Below are 16,405 nucleotides of genomic sequence, written 5' to 3'. Positions count from 1 at the left end.
AATATAGTGAGTTGAAGGTATAATTTATGGAAATATGCAGCAGTACTATGTTTCTATTACTCCATGAAATCAGGTGACGACTATGATTGCAGTGAAGAAGGTACGATGTGAGAACAAAGAGAATCCCATTGGGATTGGACTAGGATTGGTGTCGATAAGCTGGCAGTTAGATTCAGATCGTAGAAAGGTGCTGCAGGCTGCTTATCATATTCAGGTCGCGTTGGATGATAGTTTTGCAGTTATTTTGCTGGATACAGGGAAGGTAGAGTCTGAACAGTGTCTGTGTATTCCATTAGAAGAACTGCAGCTAGAGCCAGTGACACGTTACTATTACCGGGTAAGCGTGTGGGATCAATATGGTGAATCATCAGCTTGGTCTGATTTGGCTTATTGGGAGACAGGATTGGAAGCTGAAGAAGGCTGGGTTGCCGACTGGATTGCGTCTCCACAGGAACAGACGCAGGTAATGTCATTTGAGAAAGATATTGCTGTTCATAAGCCGATACGGCAGGCACGTCTCTATATAAGTAGTCTAGGAGTATATGAAGCTTCATTAAATGGGGAGCGTATCGGAGACAGCTACTTCACGCCAGGCTGGACAAGCTACGATCGTCATTTGCAATATCAGACCTATGAAGTGACGCAGCAGTTGGGGCAAAATAATAGATTGCACGTACTGATCGGCAATGGTTGGTACAAAGGGCGACTCACGGTGCGCAGCGGCCGCAACAATTATGGGGAACGGCGGGCATTGATCGCACAGCTTCATATTTGGTACGAGGATGGAACTGAAGAAATCATTGTTACGGATGAGAGCTGGACAGTTGCGGAATCACCGATATTGATGTCGGAAATCTATGATGGGGAAGTATATGATGCGCGACTAGAACAGCAGGTTCATCGATCCTCTGCGTGTGTAGAAGTAATTGACCATGCCAAACACATATTAACGCCCCAAGTGAATGAGCCGATTCGCGTCACGAAACGGCTGAAGCCTGTTACAATCACGAAGCTGCCGAACCATGAATGGTTAATTGATATGGGTCAGAATATGGTGGGTTGGGTTCGTTTCACAGTTTCCCATGTTTATGCTGGCGCTCGCATTGTACTACAGCATGCTGAGATATTGGACAACAACGGAGTATTCTATACAGGCAATCTTCGGAAGGCGAGACAGCAGATCGTCTATATCGCCAAGGGGGTAGAGGAGGAAACCTTTGAGCCGCATTTTACGTATCAAGGCTTTCGTTATGTGAAGGTCAGCGGCATGTTCCAGCCTCCGAAGCTTGAGGATTTCGAAGGGGTGGTGCTGCATTCGGATATGCCTGTGGCCACTGCTTTCGAGACATCGAATCCGCTGCTGAATCAGCTCCATCATAATGTGGAATGGTCGCAGCGGGGAAACTTCTTCGATGTGCCAACAGACTGCCCGCAGCGGGATGATCGGCTTGGTTGGACGGGGGATGCTCAAGTCTTCATCGGTACAGGCGCACATCTAATGGATGTCAATTTGTTCTTCGCTAAGTGGTTTAAGGATGTTCGTCTGGAGCAGCATGAGAATGGCGCCGTTCCGGTTACGATACCGGATATTTTCAGCAAGTGGGAGGATTTCGATTGGGATACCTCGGCTGGCTGGGGGGATGCCGTAGTAATTATTCCATGGGTGCACTATTTGCACTATGGGGACAAGTCCGTACTGAAGCAGAACTATCATAGTATGAAAAGGTATATCGACTACATACGCGAGCAAGGAGACAACGAGTATATATGGGATACCGGCTATCATTTGGGAGATTGGCTTGCACTGGATGCGAAGCCCGATACTTATGATGGCGCCACGGATAAGAGTTTTATCGCGACTGCTTACTATGCATATTCGACCTCCTTGGTGCAGCGGATTGCGGTTATTCTGGGCGAGGTGGAGGATGCTCAATACTATAGCAGCTTGCACGGGCATATTCTTCAAGCGCTTCAGGATGAGTTCATTACGCCGAATGGCAGACTGGCGTCTGATACGCAGACCGCACATGTACTGGTATTGATGTTCAATCTAGCTGGTGAGCGCGTGAAGGAACGCGCTGTGAAACGCTTGGTAGAATTGTTGAAGCATGAGAAGGATCATTTGACGACCGGATTTCTAGGGACACCGTACTTGAACCTCGTCTTGAGTCAATGGGGACATCACGAGCTTGCGTACAAGCTCTTATTCCAAGAGGATTATCCGTCATGGTTCTATCCGATCAAGAAAGGCGCAACCACCATATGGGAGCATTGGGACGGCATTAAGGAGGATGGCTCGTTATGGAATGACAGTATGAATTCCTACAACCATTACGCCTACGGTTCCATTATCGAGTGGGTGTACCGCTATGTAGTAGGCCTGGAAATCGATGAGGCGCAGCCTGCGTATAAGCATTTCTATTTGCAACCGCACTTCGGTTATGGGCTAGATTGGCTGCGAGTGAAGCGGGAGACAGCCTACGGTGAGATTGCAATCGAGTGGAAGCTGGAGGATGGTATGGTCGAACTGACAGTGAGCATTCCAGCCAATACGACTGCGACACTGCGAATCGACAACCAGATCTGGGAGCCTGTTGAAGAATATGAAACGACGCTCGGTTCAGGGACGCATCGGTTGCAGTACCGTCATCTAGATGACCGGATTTGATCGAGGAAGTTATGTATATTGGGGGTAGGTGGATGTGCCCTTTTGTTCTGTGAGGATTATATTTCCAATAAGAGGTTTCGAAGTTATACTTAGAAAAAGGAAATTCTTGAAGTCCTATTATTGAGGTGAATCTGAGATGTCAGTAGTCAACGTTGAGTTGAATCAGAAAATAATTTTAAAACACCTGATGACATTGTTTCTTCATGACTTATCGGAATTTAACGAAGAACAGGAATTTAATCAAGAGAGTGGTTTATTTGAATTTGATGCTTTTGAATGGTTTTTTGAGAAGGAAGGTTTATTTCCATTTTTTATTAAGCATGAGGATGATATTATCGGTTTCATTTTACTTCAAAGCTCTCCATATACGAATCCAGAACGATATGATTATTTGATTAATTCGTTTTTCATTTTAAAGAAATATCGTAGGAAAGGCTTAGGGAAACAGGCTGTTCAAGATTTATTTCAACAATGTCCTGGAAGGTATGCAATAGGCCAACTATCTAATAATATTCCCGCAATTCAATTTTGGAGAAAAATTTATGAATATATGAATGTCGAATTTCAAGAAAAAGAAGAGATGGAAGAAGGTCTTAAGATAAGATATCAATATTTTGAGATCTGATTTTGTAAAAAAGATTATTACGAATATCAGGAAGGCATAGATGCCAAAAGGTTATAAGAAATCATCGTAAATAAATTTCAACAGAAGAGATGTTACTACTCATTATATATAGTTATGGATAAGTGTTTGTAATATCTGCATTAATTAATCCTAAGAGGTGATGATATTATGCGAATAAGAAAAGCAACGATAAACGATGCAGAAGGAATTGCAAAAGTTCATGTGGATAGTTGGAGAACAACTTACAAAGGTATTATCCCAGATGAGTTCTTGTCTAAATTATCATATATAAAAAGAACTGATTTATGGATCGAAAATATTGAAAAAGAAGATAATTTTGTAGTTCTAGCAGAGAACCCAGAAGGAGAAATTATTGGATTTGCAGCTTGTGGTAAGAGAGAAACAAATACAGTTCCTAATGCAGGTAACTTAACATCTATATACATACTTAAGGAATATCACGGAAGAAGTTTAGGAAAAGAACTACTCAGACAACTGTTTCTACAGTTTAAATTTTTAGGATATCACAACATTTATGTTGATGTTCTAGAAGATAACAAGACCCGTTATTTTTATGAACATTATGGTGCTAAATTATGTGATTCAACTCAGATAATAATTGGGGGAAAAGTTCTGAATGAATTAATTTATGAATGGGATAACATTGACGAGGTTATAGCGAAATTATTAAGCCTCTCGGTTCGTGAATACTGAGGCCGCTAGGTTAAATCTGTGTTGAGTAGTAAAAGGACAAGTAAAACAAAAGGGACAAAACTCATGCAAGCATATAATTTGTATTATCTAGATGATAGTGAACGCGGTATCTGGGAAGCTGAAAGTAAAGGATACAGAAGTGATGTATATATAGAGCTTCAAGATGATGTATTTCATATAAACGTGTATGATCAAATACGATTGATTCAAGACTTTGAAGAAGAAATTAAACAGTATGGATACTATCAGATCGAACCAAACATAGTATTGGTTCAGACAGTTAATGAAAAAGAAATACTGAACACTATAAATAATTTAATAAGAACGGACTATTTTCAAAACATAAAACCAGTGGAAAAAGAAGAAATAAAAAAAATGAATTTAATAAAGAGAATAAAATGAAGTTTCTGGAGCATTTCGGGGATGACACAGACTGCAGATAACATGATTTTCACGCTGCGGGGCTACGCTCCTTGATCCGCTTCGAGGAATTTCCGAGAAGTTGGATCAGGCGGACACATTTGTACCGACTAACCGCATCGCGCCCAGGGACTTTGTCGTCTCAAGTCGGTGGGGTCGTGAATACAAGAACGTTATAAGTAATTGCCTAATGCAAAGCATGATAAAAGAAGAAAGGAACATAAACGTATGTGGGTTCCTTATGAGACATTAAGAAAACATCCTCCAGATTTTCTTGTTAAGTATCGATTTTTTATGCCTGAAGAAGGTGGAAGACAAAATCTTCCTTATCAAGGTTATCGAAGTGATTTTGCTATAGAATCAGATTTTATGAATAATACAATAGATTTAAGGGTGATACACCCTGAATTTGAAGATGAGTTTGGAAATCTTATTATGGACGAATCAAAGCAAGTAAATATAAGTGGAACAGCAAGGATGTGGATTCTATTTCCTAGTTCTAGAGCACGTCATAGAAAAACATTAGAAGTAGGAATGAAGGGATATTTTATGGAAGGACCTAAAAAGGTAGCAGAAGCAGAAATAGTTCAAATCATCGGACTATTAACAAATTCTTGTATTGAAGATCATTGAATTTTGGAAGCTGGATTTACGAACACATCTGACTTCATCGGACGTCCTGAATACAGGAACGTTAGTATGAATTGGGGGGATATACAGTTAAGATCCCATTGAATAGTCTAAAAGCAATTATTATTCCCATTGTTCTATTAGTGGTAATATATCTCTGGTTTGTTGATTCGAACAATGTCACAAAGGAGATTCAAATAAAACAAATCACAAGTACTGAGATGTCCAAAGCGGTATATACAAAAGAAGGATCTGGTGCATTCATCAATTGGGTAGATATTAAATTAAGGCAAGACGAAGTTGAAAATATTGCAAACTGGATTAATTCCGTACCTGAATCAGAAATTATAGAGTTGAACCAAATACCTTCAAATAGAAGCATTAATGCAGGGATTGTGTTTAAATTAAAGACCAATAAAGAGATACGAATTCAATACGATCTTGAAAAGATATATATAACGAGAACAGATCTGAAAAAAAGCCAGGTTGTTTATTCAATTAATCAAGAAGAATTAAAGAAATTCTTTGATACACAGCTTAAGGGTTTTTATTTTGGAGAAGACAAAGTAAAGGATTTCTGAAAGAATATCACCCAATAGAGAACTTTTTATTTGAGAGGTAAAGAATGAACAAAAAACTAAGTAGAGATGAATTGATTATTCTCGTAAGAAAAATTATGAATTGTGAAGGATCAGAGCACGAAATAGATGAGATGATGAATTTACTTGAAAGTAATGTGCCAGATCCTCATGTCTCAGATTTAATATTTTGGAGTGATATCGAATATAGCCCAGAAGAGATAGTCGATAAAGCAATGAGCTACAAACCTATTATTTTGTAAAGTATATATTATTTTGCGATACTAGAAGTAATTGATGGCTATAGTAACATAAGTTTCGAAATAGATTTGATTGATAAAGAGACCAAAAGCTCAATAAGAGAGGGTATCGAACTGCATGATAAATATATGGAAATGACTTAACGGGGTATCTTACACATTTCGTGATTTCTTAAATGAGCCAGCGTTTGTATTTGAAGAAACAACATGTATTATTTGGACTCAATATGAGAAAGAACAGTGGTTGGGTAGTAAGGATTATAGTGAAGAATATTGTGGCTTATTACAGATCTTGTTAGGTGGGACCGAATATTATCATTCTTGGGCATCTCAGTATTATGAAATTGATTTAGAATTAGCTCTAGTTAGAAGGTTGTTTGAATTAGAACCAATAGATAATAGTGTGCTTAAGCAACTTAATAAAGATCTAGAGATAGCAGATATTGTAGATGATCTTGAAGAGATTGGGTACCCGTATGTTAAATAGGCATTGAAATCAATCAAAAATAGAGGTGATTTTTGTGCTTGTGATCCGAGGGACTAAAAAATTATTACAAGACTTGAAAATGGAAAGAACAATAACAAAAATAGACAGTTCTGATTCTTTTTTTAGCTGGCATGCGAATGTAGTTGTAGTAAATAGGAGAAAGCACCTTATCTTTATGAATGATTTATCAAGACTTAGTTTGACGATAGTAGGAGTAAGGAGTACTCAATATAAAAACCTAAAAAATATCTTTTTGAAAGAATTAACCGACTATTTAATTAGTGAAAACCTTGATGAGGCAAGAATAAATCAATATATAAATGATTGTGCAGATATTATATTTACAACCACAAATAACAGAAGTGTAATAAGCACAATGAATGACGTAGTGTTAATAATGCAGAATATAAGTTTCGATTTTGCAAATTATATTGAGCTAAATAAATGGAATAATGATAGTTTTTATAAACCGATTAATTACTCCAAGCCAATAGAAGTATTTAAACAAGAGATCGAAAATCGATATTCGAGGGAATGATAGAGTTGGATTTGTTTTTTTGTTTCCAATATAGGAACACTTGTACGCAGATGTGAAAAAAGGTAAAATATAACTACAGTTGAATCTTAGGTGGGCGTAGCTTTACTTCGGATAATTGTGGGCTAAAATATGTACCAATCCAGGTACACGGAGGGGAAATATGCTATACGGACAACGAGTAACATTAAGGCCAGTTGTTGAAGAGGATTGGGAACAACGATATGCATGGCTGTCTGATCCTGTAGTTAACCGAACGTTACCATCAGGGAGTGGTATGCCCCTAACACCTGAAGTGGTAAGAGAACGTACACGGAGGTACGCACAAACAGATCTATCAGCTGTCTATTTTACCATAATAAAAGAAGACTGCATCGCGATTGGCAATACCCAATTGTTTAACATCCATCCTTGGTCCAAGCATGCTGAATTTGGTATTTGGATTGGGGACAAAACGGTATGGGGGCAAGGGTACGCTACAGAAGTGACAGGTGTTCTCCTGGGTTTTGCGTTCGAGCGTTTAAACCTTCATAAGGTGTATTTGACGGTAGATGCTGATAATCCTGGTGCTATTCGGAGTTATGAAAAGGCTGGTTTCAAGAAGGATGGCATACTAAGAGACGAAGTCTATAAAAATGGCCAATATGTAGATCGTATAATGATGAGTATTTTGAAGCATGAATATTTAAAGCTATCTAATTGTTCCAAGTAACAAAGCGTTCAGGATACTTAAAAAGGATATACAGGAATATGAATTATAATGAGTAGAATAAAAGCAATCATTATTCCCATTTTTCTATGAGTTGTAATATATCTCTACTAAAAAAAGCCAAGTTTTTTATTGAAAGAATATCACCCACATCATATAGCACTGTATTCACATTGCAGGGCTATCGCCCTTCGGTTATCAGATGTATAATCATGGAAGTCGGTCAGACAACAAACGCCCCACCCTAAGATATGAGCTTTCTAGGGCTGGGGCGTTTCGTGAATATAAAACGTTAGATAAGACCACATTTTAGGAGTGAAGAGGATGAGCGATGCTTTTCTAACGAAATTAGAACACATGCAAATTCCAGTCAAAGACTTGGATGAATCAATTGAGTGGTATGTATCGCACCTTGGATTTAAATTATCAGGGAAATCTAAAGAGCATCATCATGCCTTTTTAACATTGCAAGAAGGGCCAATGTTAATGTTGTGGGAAACCAATGAGATAACAAGTGCTAACTTCATATTTAATGGACAAGAGATGCCTGTATTGCTCTACAACACCAAGCAAATTCATCAGTTCCATGATTATCTGAAAGAAATTGGAGCTGAAATTACTTTTTATAAAGATGAAGGATTCGGATGGGTTCTTAAATTCGTAGATCTCAATGGGAACATGTGGGGAGCAATTCAATTAAATGAATAGCAAATGAAATTGAAAGCGGAGTCTGAGTGGGGTCGTCTAACAACACAATATCCACGCTTTGGGCCATTCGACCCTTGGTTCACCCGGAGTTAGATGCGGATTCGGATGTAGTTGGCAAGGAAGCGTAATTAGCGGCACCTTTCGCTCCACCTAACCGCATCGCGGTTAAGGTGAAGGCACGTCGTGAATACAACGTTATCTGAAAGCCCCAAGAGCGAATTACTAACGAAAGGAGATTCATATGAAACAAACTAGAATTATTCTTTCTATAGTTTCAATATTCTTAGGAATCATTATTATTTCAATTTCAAAGATTGTTGAAGAATTCGTAATCAAACTCGGTCGAGTTGCATACCAAGCAGCAGCCGCAGGATCATACAATCCGCAAGACTATGAAATAAATCTAACTATCAATTATTGGTTAGGATTTTTTTGTATTATTGTTGGATTAATATTTCTTTTTAAGGAATCAATCCAGAAATATTTTAATAAAGTTCTAGAGTCTTCGGAGCCGTAAGGTAGTGAGGTATCGTGAATACAATCACGTTATCTGAAATTCAAAACATTCACTTTAAGCAATTCAAGGATGGAGATCTCAATTTGAAAGAAGTTTATCAAACGCTTGTAATCGAAGAAGTAAGTAAAGACACACAAGAAGATGCTAAACGTATTGTTTTAGCTGGACTAAGGGAGAGGTTTGGAGCGTTGGATGAATCATTAAATCAAGATCTCAATGAAATCGTCCTTAATTATAGTAGTAGGGGAAATCACTTTTTGGTTGGCAGAATAAATACAAAAGTTATTTGCACTGGTGCATTAATTCGTGAAGAGGTTGATACAGGGAGAATTGTTAGAATGTCGGTACAAAAAGAATATCGAAGACATGGATTAGCTCAAAAAATGTTAAAAGAGCTTGAAAGAAGATCACAAGCTAAAGGATTCAAGAGAATTGTGTTAGAAACGACAAATTCCTGGCACGATGCAATTTCTTTTTATAAGAAAAATGAGTATAAAGAAATTGCTAGAAATGAATATGAAGTACATATGGTAAAAAATTTATTCGGCCGACTTCGGCCTTAAGGTAGTGAGGCGTCGCGAATACCTAACTATGAAACTAGCGCAAACCATAAAACAAAATTGAGAGGTAAGTTCAAAGATGAGAATCATAGTAACAGGAGGAGCCATAATTCGGGACAAAGATAACAGAATATTACTTCAAATGCGTTCTGATTATGGTGATTGGGGTTTACCAGGTGGGGGAATGGAGCCAGGAGAAACGATTGAAGAAACAATGAAACGAGAAGTTCTTGAAGAAACAGGTTTAGAAGTTTGTAAAAATGAACTTTACGGGGTATATAGTGGACCTAGAATGCAGTATCGGTATCCCGATGGGAATGAAGTCGTATTTGTAATGTTTATATTCAATGCACTGGTAGATCTCACTGGGAAGATAGGGAATGATGGAAATACCGTAAAATTCAATGATCCTAAAAAGGAATCTTTAAGACTTGAATTTAAAGCGTTAGAAGAAATCGACATTTCAAACATTAGTACAGTACAAAGACCTATTTTTGAAGATTTACTGATAATGAAAAAAGAAATATTAAGGGCCTAATATTGTCAGAACAATTAATTTGGAGGGAGCTAACAATGATTTTTGAGATGACTACTCAATTTCGGGTATCAAATATGGAAGAAGGACAGAAGTGGTATGAAACACTCTTACATAGAAAGCCTGATTTTATTCCACATGAAGGGTTTGCGGAGTGGGAACTGATTCCCGGATGTTGGCTGCAGATTGCAGAAGGAACACCTACTGAAGGTAATGGGCCATTACGTTTGGGAACAACGAATATTGAAGCTGAAAAAGATAGACTTGCTGAAGTGTTAGAAATAGATGATTTTGAAATTTACTCAAGACCAGAGGTTCCGGTCAAATGGGGAACCTTTACAGATCCTTGGGGGAATCGACTTGGATTTTTTGAGTACCTGGATAAGAACGAAGAACGAGAACGTATAAAGATGATCATTGGAACGAAAGATTCTTAATTAAAGAATCTGGGACAGTAAATAAAGGAACTGATTCGTGAGCGATCGAAGAAGTAGGGGAAATCTGCCAACAACGTATTCACACATCGGTGCTACCGCCCATTGATTATTAGATGTATAATCATGGAAGATGATCAGACGACAAACGCTCCAGCCTAAGATAAGAGTTATCGGCTGGGGCGTTTTACGAATACAGAAACGCTAGCTGAAATGCGGTGGTAAGTTCGAAATGAGGATGAAGTCTTGAAAGATACGAAGATCTATAAAGAAGTAAATAGTTGCTCTATAAGTGCAGATATTTATTATCAAGGTAGAAAATCCCCAGTGATCTTGTATATCCATGGAGGAGCGTTAATTTTTGGGGCAAGATCATGGCTTTCCTCCGCTCAAATTGAATATTTCAGACGATCTGGCTTTAGTATAGTCAATATTGATTATCGACTTGCTCCTGAAACTGGATTAGAGGAGATCATTGAAGACATAAAAGACGCAATTAATTGGGTAAGAACGAAAGCAATCGAATGGTTTGATTTCGATGTAAGTAATATTGCAGTTATGGGTAGCTCAGCTGGTGGCTATCTCAGCTTATTAATTGGAACAATGGATATTAGACCTAAAGTGATCGTTTCATTTTATGGTTATGGGGATATTCTTGGGGAATGGCTCTCTAAACCGAGTGAATACTACTGTCAGAAACCGACTATAAATAAGGAGACAGCTTGTCAGCATGTCGGGGATCGTGAAGTTACGAATGGCCAATGGGAACGATTTAATTATTATTTATATTGCCGACAGCATGGTGTCTGGTTAAAAGAAGTAACGGGAATCAACAATGAACATGATTATACTAAATTAATTCAATATAACCCAATCAATAATATAACGGTAGAATTTCCCCCAACATTATTTCTTCATGGTGATCAAGATACAGATGTTCCCTACGAACAATCAGTATTAATGCACAAGAAGTTAAAGGAAAAGGGAGTAGCTACAAAGTTAATAACTATAAAAGGAGCGGATCATGTTTTTGATCAGAACTTTAGTGACCTACAAGTTCAAAGCGCCTTTGAAAATGTGATTGATTTTTTAAGAACACATCTTTGTAAATGAGGTATCCTATGAGGCATCAATTAAAAGGCATTGTATTTGATATGGATAATACGATTTTAAGCTCAAAAATTGACTTCCAAGCCATGAAGTATGAAACCTATCAATTTCTCGTATCGAAAGAGATCCTACCCGCTGGATATAATCTTGATTACCATACAACATCAACAATTGTTGAGGAAGCAATACAAACGAATCGAATGACTGAAGAGTTACTGAATGAAATGTGGGATATTGCGAAGAAGCATGAAGTGTGTGGAATGCAGGGGGCAGATTTGGAGCCCGGTGCAGTGGAGATCCTTAATAAACTTCAAGGTAGATATCACCTTGCAATTGTAACAAATAATTCTGTTGAAGCTGCAGAAATCGCATTAAGAGATAATGGTATTTATGAATATTTTGATTTCATTATTGGTAGGGAGTTAATGAAATCATTGAAGCCTTCACCGGATGGATATTTGCGAGTGTTGGATGAATTTAAGAACTCAGCGAATGAATGGCTCTCTATAGGCGATTCATGGATAGATGGTATGGCATCTATTAGCGCAGGGATAAGGTTTATAGCTTATCGATCCGATAAAGAAATGTTGAAGCAGATGAAGGTGAACCCGACTGCAGAACTGTCCGATCTCTTGGAATTGATGAGTCTGATTGAGCAAATCGAAGAAGGCTCAGTGTGAAAACTTGTGCAAGAGCTACTAAATATGATAGGAGGATATGATTTGACCTTAGAGTACTTAATGAGATCGAAAAACATTCAATTTAGGAGAGCCAAAATAGAGGACTTAGACTTCATTATCTCATTAGAAAAACATCCAGATAGCAAGAAATATATTATTTCTTGGACCAGGGATAAACACCAGGATGCATTGGGAAGAAGCAATGATTTTATATATATGATTGTAGAGAACTCAAATAGTCAGAAGATTGGGTATTTCATATTATCAGGACTATCAAATCAAAATGGTTGTATTGAATTAGTTAGAATTAATATAGGTGAAAAGGGTAAAGGTTATGGGAAGGAAACAATGAAGCTGGTACAAGAATACGTGTTTAATCATCTTAAAGCGCATAGGCTTTGGTTGGATGTTAAAGAACATAATAATAGAGCAAGACACGTATATGAGTGGGCCGGATTTAAGGTAGAAGGCTTGTTAAGGGAATGTATTAAATCAGAAGAAAATTATGAGTCCTTGGTGATAATGGGAATGTTGGAGAATGAATATAGAGGAAGACTTTCGGCTTCGATCTCTAGTTAGTTTCATTATAATGTGTGGAGGTATTTTGTCTCCGACAGGACTTGCACCTAAATGGATATATTTTATTACGTTTTTACCAGGTAGTATCTTATTCTTGATCATATATTGGTATGAATTAAAGACATTCAAAGGCATCCGGAGGGAGTAATAAAATGGACATCACGTTAATCAAATCAGGTCTTAATGAAGCAACGATGATTCACGAAATGCAAATCAAAGCATTTATGCCGCTGTTAAATACATATCAGGATTATGAAACCAGCCCTGCTAATGAATCTGTGGAACAAATAATAGATCGATTAAATCAATCGTTTACGGATTACTACATTATAAAAAGTTCAAATATTTCAATAGGTGCAATTAGAATTGTAAGGAAAGAGAATAAAATCTATCGCGTCAGCCCAATATTTATTTTGCCTGAACATCAAGGGAAAGGAATTGCACAAAAGGTATTTTCTATAATCGAAGATATATATAACGATGCGCGAATTTGGGAACTGGATACCATATTACAAGAGCAGGGGAATTGTTATCTCTATGAAAAATTAGGTTATCAAAAGACAGGGGAACTCATACAAATTAACGATAAAATGACAATTGTGTTTTACGAAAAACGTTTGATTTAGCATTAAGACGCAACATCAATCAAAGCCCCAGCCTGAAGAGCTATCTAAGGCTGGGGTTTTTCGTGAATAGATGTACATTATCGGAAATTAATACGTGAGGAAGTGAAAGAGGGATTCGAAAGTTCAACTTGACACTGTAAAGATTGTTTATTATGATCTTTACAGTGTCAAGTTATGTGAAAGGAAGTATATATCAAATGAAAGAAAAACCATATCACCACGGTGATTTGCGAAATAAACTTATAGAAGCTGGTATAGGGCTTATTAATGAAGATGGGTTAAAAGGTTTTTCCCTGCGTAAGGTCGCAGCGAAATGCAACGTCAGTCATGCCGCACCATACAGTCATTTTAAAGATATAGACGAGTTAATTTATGCTATGGGCGAGCATGTAACGGAGCGATTTATGGATAAGATGCGTACATCAATTCGTGGACAGGAAAACAGTCTCGAAGCAACCTCGCTGCTAGGGCAGGCTTATATTTCTTTTTTCATTGAAAATCCGCAATATTTTCAGTTCCTTTTCTATCACTCAGGATTAACCATTGATTTGGACAATGAGAACGCCAATGATTATCCGCCATTTGCTTTATTCAGGACAACGGCGTATCAAATGTTTCACAGCATAGGATTGCCAGAGGAAGCTTACTCAGAAAAACTGATTGTTCTTTGGTCAATGGTACACGGCATAGCCTCGCTGCTTACCAATCAGGGTATTCGATATTCCGGGGACTGGATTCATGTTTTTATAAACAATTGTATTAAGGAGATAGAATGATGAAAATGATTATCCATGATTTGAATCAACAAGAATTCATGGCGTTGTATGATAACCCAAATACAGACGTAACGGTTATATCAGACAATGGCACAATCCGTAAATGCATTGGTTGCTTTGGATGCTGGATCAGAACACCGGGAGAATGCGTTATAAAGGATGGTTATGACAATATGGGCGAGCTTCTTTCAAAATGTCATGAGCTGGTTATTATCAGTAAATGTGTTTATGGGAGCTACAGCCCCTTTGTGTGCAATATTGTGGATAGGAGCTTGCCATATCTCCTTCCTTATTTTGCAATCAAAAATGGAGAAACCCATCACCGATTCCGGTATGATAACAAATTTACTCTATCGGTTCATTTTTATGGAAATGACATAACCAAAGCAGAAAAGGAAACCGCACAAGCTCTGGTTGCGGCGAATAGCGTGAACTTAAATTCCATAGGAAACAAGACGTATTTCCATAACAGCTTACAAACAATTAAGGGGGTTATATAATGAGAATCGCTATGATAAATGGAAGCCCCAAGTTAGGAAAGAGCAATTCGGGCAGGATGCTCAAAGCACTCGAACCCCTGATAAACTCTGAGTATGAAATATCACACTATAACATGAATAAAAAACCGCTTACCGATGAGCAATACATCGAGCTTTGCCACATGGATACACTGATTATTGCATTTCCTCTATACTTCGATGCAATACCGTCGCATTTATTAAGGATGCTGACTACGCTTGAAGGGTATATGAAGGCAGAACGGAAAAAGGAAATTTACGTTTATGCCCTTGTAAACAATGGATTTTATGAGGGGAAGCAAACTTGCATTGCTCTTGAAATCATCAAAAATTGGTGTATACGATCCGGCCTTCATTTTGGACAAGGAATCGGACAAGGCGCTGGTGAAATGATGGGTTTTATCGAAAAGGTACCACTTGGCCAGGGCCCTTTAAAAAATCTAGGAAGGGCAATGGAGAGTCTGGCAAAAAATATACATTCGCAGGGAAGTGATGAATCCTTGCTGTTCAGCCCCAATTTCCCACGCTTTGCCTGGCGATTTGCAGCGACACACTCTTTTTGGCATGCAAAAGCTAAAAAGAATGGTCTAAAGAAGAAGGATATTATGAAAAGGCTTTAAGAAGGCACAGTTCTCCCTGCGTTATCGATTTGGAACAGCTTTTCTTATTTATAAACCAAATCGGAAAGACAAAGCGAAGACGTCAGCCCGTAGATGGTCTGACGTCTTGTGCGTGTCTATGAATTGCAATACTCAAACTCGTTGTCGAGCGCGTCGAAACTAATCTCCTGTTTTAACACCTGTTCTAATTCATCGTTTGAGATTAACCCTTCCAGTTGCAACTCAAGCCCTGTTGAGGTCGTTTCTATGTATTCAAGAACATCTCTACCATATATTTCTTCCAACTTTTCAACTTGACTATGCTTCAAATACTTTCGGTGTGTTCTTAATATGTTGGCAGAATTGACTTTCAAATCGCCACTTGCTGTATGGGAATACTTCATACTCGTTAAATCTTCAAGCAAGTCCCGAAAAATAAAATCCTGTAAATTTTTCGCCAAAACAACAGCGGTAATATCATCGTGGTAAACCAACGTAACAGGTACATCCTCACCGTTTTGTCTATCAAATTGGAACACATACAAATCTCCGTTTTTTTGTCGACCAAATGGAACAAACTGAAACTCTGGTTTCGTCTGACGATAATCGTTAGGGTCTTTGAATGCTTCGATTTCTTCAACGATACTGTTCCATTTCAGCAACTCAAAGTCAAAGCCGAAAAACAGCATAGGCGGGTTTTGGGCTAATTTGGCATAATACTTTGCGTTCCAATCCTGCCCATATTCTCCGCCCGAATCCAACATACCGTCTAAATACAACTGTCTATATAGTTTCGGGTACGTAAAATTGTACTTATGTTCAATCTGCTCTAATTCGTTCATACTATCCTCCCAAAACCACGATATTTGCTATCAGTATAGCAAACGCGAACTTGTTATTAAATACCACAGAAAAACATTGTGCCGATTGCATGGAAAGGAGCGCGAACGTGGCTATCAGCCATCACAGTATGATAATCATCAGCCGAGGCAACGTTATCCGAAATTAAAGTCTCGTTACCAAACGAAGTAATAATTGACGTTCAAGGAGTCTAAGGATTAAGTGCTATTTCGAGCTCAGAGTCCCTTTGAATTCTAAAGGAAGATCAACGCTCGCTGTGGGTTTTCGTTAGATTTA

At 38.1% G+C, this 16,405-nt stretch carries 23 protein-coding genes; 22 read left to right on the top strand and 1 reads right to left on the bottom strand.

The genetic code is table 11. The annotated features are described in order from the left end of the window. Positions 1-82: 82 nt before the first annotated feature. From PBN151_RS08695 to PBN151_RS08590, 22 genes are all read left to right on the top strand, one after another. A complete protein-coding gene (locus tag PBN151_RS08695; RefSeq protein WP_072728704.1) occupies positions 83-2,668 on the top strand; it encodes an alpha-L-rhamnosidase in 2,586 nt (861 codons plus the stop codon). Between the two features lie 136 nt (positions 2,669-2,804). Beyond that, positions 2,805-3,293: a GNAT family N-acetyltransferase gene (locus tag PBN151_RS08690; RefSeq protein WP_072728703.1), complete on the top strand. Its 489-nt coding sequence runs from the start codon at positions 2,805-2,807 to the stop codon at positions 3,291-3,293. Positions 3,294-3,461: 168 nt separating this feature from the next. Then, positions 3,462-4,007 (top strand): GNAT family N-acetyltransferase, encoded by a 546-nt coding sequence (locus tag PBN151_RS08685; RefSeq protein ID WP_072728702.1) that lies wholly within the window; start codon positions 3,462-3,464, stop codon positions 4,005-4,007. A 21-nt stretch (positions 4,008-4,028) separates the two neighbouring features. Next, entirely contained in the window at positions 4,029-4,409 is a 381-nt protein-coding gene (locus PBN151_RS08680) for a hypothetical protein (protein ID WP_175560672.1), read from the top strand. A 201-nt stretch (positions 4,410-4,610) separates the two neighbouring features. After that, positions 4,611-5,060: a hypothetical protein gene (locus PBN151_RS08675; RefSeq protein ID WP_227774545.1), complete on the top strand. Its 450-nt coding sequence runs from the start codon at positions 4,611-4,613 to the stop codon at positions 5,058-5,060. 218 nt (positions 5,061-5,278) lie between these two features. Continuing rightward, positions 5,279-5,638 carry a hypothetical protein gene (locus PBN151_RS08670; RefSeq protein WP_227774544.1) on the top strand — a complete coding sequence of 120 codons (360 nt, stop codon included), beginning with the start codon at positions 5,279-5,281 and terminating at the stop codon, positions 5,636-5,638. Positions 5,639-5,682: 44 nt separating this feature from the next. Next, positions 5,683-5,898, top strand: a complete 216-nt coding sequence (locus PBN151_RS08665; protein ID WP_072728698.1) for a bacteriocin immunity protein — start codon at positions 5,683-5,685, stop codon at positions 5,896-5,898. Positions 5,899-6,139: 241 nt separating this feature from the next. Then, on the top strand, positions 6,140-6,382 hold the full coding sequence (locus tag PBN151_RS08660) for a hypothetical protein (RefSeq protein ID WP_072728697.1): 243 nt from the start codon (positions 6,140-6,142) through the stop codon (positions 6,380-6,382). A 25-nt stretch (positions 6,383-6,407) separates the two neighbouring features. Continuing rightward, on the top strand, positions 6,408-6,920 hold the full coding sequence (locus PBN151_RS08655; protein ID WP_227774543.1) for a DUF6933 domain-containing protein: 513 nt from the start codon (positions 6,408-6,410) through the stop codon (positions 6,918-6,920). Between the two features lie 160 nt (positions 6,921-7,080). Continuing rightward, entirely contained in the window at positions 7,081-7,629 is a 549-nt protein-coding gene (locus PBN151_RS08650; RefSeq protein ID WP_072728695.1) for a GNAT family N-acetyltransferase, read from the top strand. 321 nt (positions 7,630-7,950) lie between these two features. Beyond that, positions 7,951-8,334 carry a VOC family protein gene (locus tag PBN151_RS08645; protein ID WP_072728694.1) on the top strand — a complete coding sequence of 128 codons (384 nt, stop codon included), beginning with the start codon at positions 7,951-7,953 and terminating at the stop codon, positions 8,332-8,334. Positions 8,335-8,575: 241 nt separating this feature from the next. Then, a complete protein-coding gene (locus tag PBN151_RS08640) occupies positions 8,576-8,851 on the top strand; it encodes a hypothetical protein (protein ID WP_072728693.1) in 276 nt (91 codons plus the stop codon). A 14-nt stretch (positions 8,852-8,865) separates the two neighbouring features. After that, complete coding sequence (locus tag PBN151_RS08635; protein WP_227774542.1) at positions 8,866-9,414, top strand: GNAT family N-acetyltransferase; 549 nt, start codon at positions 8,866-8,868, stop codon at positions 9,412-9,414. 76 nt (positions 9,415-9,490) lie between these two features. Next, complete coding sequence (locus PBN151_RS08630) at positions 9,491-9,949, top strand: NUDIX domain-containing protein (RefSeq protein ID WP_072728692.1); 459 nt, start codon at positions 9,491-9,493, stop codon at positions 9,947-9,949. 35 nt (positions 9,950-9,984) lie between these two features. Beyond that, complete coding sequence (locus PBN151_RS08625; RefSeq protein WP_072728691.1) at positions 9,985-10,383, top strand: VOC family protein; 399 nt, start codon at positions 9,985-9,987, stop codon at positions 10,381-10,383. 243 nt (positions 10,384-10,626) lie between these two features. Further along, the gene (locus tag PBN151_RS08620) at positions 10,627-11,493 is read left to right on the top strand and encodes an alpha/beta hydrolase (RefSeq protein ID WP_072728690.1); all 867 of its coding nucleotides are present in this window, start codon (positions 10,627-10,629) and stop codon (positions 11,491-11,493) included. Between the two features lie 8 nt (positions 11,494-11,501). Then, complete coding sequence (locus tag PBN151_RS08615) at positions 11,502-12,170, top strand: HAD family hydrolase (protein WP_072728689.1); 669 nt, start codon at positions 11,502-11,504, stop codon at positions 12,168-12,170. 42 nt (positions 12,171-12,212) lie between these two features. Continuing rightward, positions 12,213-12,749 carry a GNAT family N-acetyltransferase gene (locus tag PBN151_RS08610; protein ID WP_227774541.1) on the top strand — a complete coding sequence of 179 codons (537 nt, stop codon included), beginning with the start codon at positions 12,213-12,215 and terminating at the stop codon, positions 12,747-12,749. Between the two features lie 152 nt (positions 12,750-12,901). Then, positions 12,902-13,375: a GNAT family N-acetyltransferase gene (locus tag PBN151_RS08605; RefSeq protein WP_072728687.1), complete on the top strand. Its 474-nt coding sequence runs from the start codon at positions 12,902-12,904 to the stop codon at positions 13,373-13,375. A 197-nt stretch (positions 13,376-13,572) separates the two neighbouring features. After that, positions 13,573-14,151: a TetR/AcrR family transcriptional regulator gene (locus PBN151_RS08600; RefSeq protein WP_072728686.1), complete on the top strand. Its 579-nt coding sequence runs from the start codon at positions 13,573-13,575 to the stop codon at positions 14,149-14,151. Further along, positions 14,148-14,651 (top strand): hypothetical protein, encoded by a 504-nt coding sequence (locus tag PBN151_RS08595; RefSeq protein ID WP_083545072.1) that lies wholly within the window; start codon positions 14,148-14,150, stop codon positions 14,649-14,651. The genes PBN151_RS08600 and PBN151_RS08595 overlap by 4 nt, the downstream gene beginning before the upstream one ends. Continuing rightward, positions 14,651-15,289 carry a flavodoxin family protein gene (locus tag PBN151_RS08590; protein WP_083545071.1) on the top strand — a complete coding sequence of 213 codons (639 nt, stop codon included), beginning with the start codon at positions 14,651-14,653 and terminating at the stop codon, positions 15,287-15,289. Before PBN151_RS08595 ends, PBN151_RS08590 begins: the two co-directional genes overlap by 1 nt. A gap of 116 nt (positions 15,290-15,405) precedes the next feature. Here the strand turns inward: PBN151_RS08590 and PBN151_RS08585 are convergent, their stop codons facing one another. Next, positions 15,406-16,110, bottom strand: coding sequence for an SMI1/KNR4 family protein (locus PBN151_RS08585; RefSeq protein ID WP_072728683.1), 705 nt, complete (start codon positions 16,108-16,110; stop codon positions 15,406-15,408). Positions 16,111-16,405: the final 295 nt, after the last annotated feature.

This window comes from Paenibacillus sp. NAIST15-1, from assembly GCF_001894745.1.
Taxonomy (GTDB): Bacteria; Bacillota; Bacilli; order Paenibacillales; family Paenibacillaceae; genus Paenibacillus_B; species Paenibacillus_B suaedae.
This window is presented reverse-complemented; position numbering and strand designations above follow the sequence as displayed.